Origin of the sequence: Thomasclavelia sp., from assembly GCF_047249845.1 — a bacterium.
Taxonomy (GTDB): Bacteria; Bacillota_I; Bacilli_A; order Erysipelotrichales; family Coprobacillaceae; genus Thomasclavelia.
Genome location: NZ_JBKTWO010000112.1, coordinates 1 through 2,734 on the forward strand (window position 1 = coordinate 1; position 2,734 = coordinate 2,734).

Here is a 2,734-nt window from a genome sequence, read left to right on the forward strand (position 1 = left end):
ATTCTGACACCGTGTCAGTAATCTATTAAAAATCAATAAAAACTTAACATCTCAAAATCTATTCTGACACCGTGTCAGTAATCTATTAAAAATCAATAAAAACTTAACATCTCAAGTATACAATAAACATGAACAAACCAGTTGACATTCTCGTGCATAAATGCTATACTAATAATGTCGAAAGGAGGATACAATATGACAGTTGTAGATCTATATTTAAAATGTGACCAGTTAAAACACGATTGCAATATCATAGTGAAAGAGGGGGAACAACCATACACTATGATGAACTAGACAAGTGTTTAGAGAATCGCACAGTAAAGGGATTTATGCTATTAGATAACACATTATATTGTGAGATAGATTAAAAAAGATAGGGCATAAGCCCTATCTTTTATTTATATTATAACGATTGCTTAGGCGTAGTATAAATAATTGGAAAGAATTCTTTAAATAATCTATTCATATTAATAGTTGAATTATTAATATTTCTAAACCCGATTAATAAAGTATTAGAAGTTAAATTTGTAATTTTTTTGGAACCACCCCAACCAGTATTTCCAATAATATTTTCTTTATTATTATCTAATGAATATACATTACATTGATATACATCACTATTAATAATAATATTAAGATCATCTGTATTTTTATTAATTGTCAATGCCTTATCAAGCTTTAAAAAAATTCTATTTCCATTAGAAGCAACAGAAGCAATTGTAGTATCATATATGACATTCTCATAATCCATCCAATTTAATGGGAGTAAATTATTGCAATAATAACTAATAGCATAATGAAAAGCATCAATAAATGAGTTATTATCATAATAGCACAAATTTTTTAATCTATCAATGGAGGTAATTGTATACGTTAAAAATAGTGATAATAATTGTTCCGCATAAAAGTTCCATTCATTATTACTGTATATACCTTTTCCACCCTCAACTACTCCGATATTAAAATAATTCTTCTTATAATGGCAGGCATCAAAAATCATCCAACCCTCCGATTCTCCTACACTTGCCCCCTCGTTATCTGATTGTTTTTGTAGTAAAATATTCATATTATTAGCTAATTTATTTGAATCATTCCAAACATCGGTAAAAACACTTCTTATCCTCTCGTCATTTGAGAATATTTGTAATGTTAAAAGTTCAGGTATAGGCTCGTCTAGTGATTGCCAGCTTTGGTGCAAATCAAGGAATAATATAACGTTATTCCAATCAATTGTTTTAAAATAGTTGTCCATAGCTTTTGATTCTTGCTCACTTAAAGGCGAACTCCCTTTTGGTTCATTTCCGTCGTCAAATTGATACCCATAAGGAAAATTCCTATTTAAATCAACTCCTCTGGCATTATATCGGCCTGTATTAGCTAATTGTTGTGTGATATTTGTTCCAACAGCTTGATTATATCCATAAGGGTTTATAATAGGTATGAAGTCAATTTCCAAATGCCCCATGATATTATTCACCAGTTTTTGCTTTTGCATCTCGATTCCTTGTGATAAAAGCTTGAGCATTAAGAAAGCACCGAATTTTTCGTTACCATGTATAGCGCCAGTTAAAATCACTTTTTTACGTTGTGAAACTAAACCAGATCCCATTTGTGGCTTATAAGAGTAGCAAAGGATAGGCAACGAGGTGTCTTCGCCGTCATTATCACTATTATTTGCGTAACCAAGTGTAGTTTTCTCTAATATATAATTGTCATGAACGCCTAAAAAGGAATCAAATTTGTTATAAGTATCTTCAACCGTCCAATTAATAAGAGATGTATCAGAAAACCCGCTGTATTGATTCAGATTTTCTATTTCGACATAAATATTTGGATTATTAATAGCATAATTCTGTATTAAATCGAAGTCAGGGAAATGCTTGGTGATATATTCATCAAAATAAGGTTTTAGATTTATTTCCAGCCACTTATTCACTTCCTCCTGCAAATCCAAATTTTCAAAAAAGTCTTTCACAAAATCATATAACGTTTTAAAGTTCTCATCCACGCACTGTTGCGCTTTCACAACATCTCTCACAACCCCGAACAGATACGCAACCTGTTCGCTCAAACTCGTCCCCTTGCACTCATCATACACAGATTGTACAAGCGGAGCGTGAGAACAACACCACGCCTGTAACTGCCCAATGACACAAGTAAAGTCGTAACACTGATTGACACTTGGAATCTGATATCCCATATTATTCTACCTCCTCTTTATCAATGATAATAATTCCATCCTCCACCAGTTTCATAAAATCAACCGGGTCTACAAATTGATCGTCCGCAAGATACGGGTCTACTCGGAATCCGGGTTCGTCCGGATCAAACGTTGCTTTAATCCAACCTTTTAGCATTTATGATACCTCTCAATTCTTTAAAAATATCTGTCAATGTAGTACCCGGATAACATGCCTTTATCTGCTTTTCTATGGCATTCTCATAGCCCATAAGAGCAGTCTCTTTTTTACGCATATAAGACATTTCTTTTTTCGTATACGCGTGGCAAGGATCTTCGATCTCTGCCGAAACGAGACACAATCGGATATGGCACTGCACGTATTCCGCTCTTAATTGGATATAGGTGTTCTTTGAACACAACCATACACTGCTAGCTTCCAGCATTGCAAGTAATAAATCTTTATCCATTACGGTCTCACCCCCAAAAATAAAGAATCCAAATCCTGAATGATTTCCTGATTTATATTATATACGATATCTCGCCACTTTTCAA

General features: G+C 33.1%; 3 protein-coding genes. All 3 read right to left on the bottom strand.

Going from position 1 to position 2,734, the window contains the following annotated elements; genetic code table 11:
- Window positions 1–403: 403 nt before the first annotated feature.
- Genes ACLR9T_RS13695 through ACLR9T_RS13705 form a run of 3 tightly spaced genes read right to left on the bottom strand, consistent with a single transcriptional unit; the run spans window position 404 to window position 2,649 of the window.
- The gene (locus ACLR9T_RS13695; RefSeq protein WP_413110051.1) at window positions 404–2,200 is read right to left on the bottom strand and encodes a M14 family metallopeptidase; all 1,797 of its coding nucleotides are present in this window, start codon (window positions 2,198–2,200) and stop codon (window positions 404–406) included.
- A gap of 1 nt (window position 2,201) precedes the next feature.
- Complete coding sequence (locus tag ACLR9T_RS13700; protein ID WP_413110052.1) at window positions 2,202–2,357, bottom strand: hypothetical protein; 156 nt, start codon at window positions 2,355–2,357, stop codon at window positions 2,202–2,204.
- Window positions 2,338–2,649, bottom strand: a complete 312-nt coding sequence (locus ACLR9T_RS13705; RefSeq protein ID WP_413110053.1) for a hypothetical protein — start codon at window positions 2,647–2,649, stop codon at window positions 2,338–2,340. The genes ACLR9T_RS13700 and ACLR9T_RS13705 overlap by 20 nt, the downstream gene beginning before the upstream one ends.
- Between the last annotated feature and the right edge of the window lie 85 nt (window positions 2,650–2,734).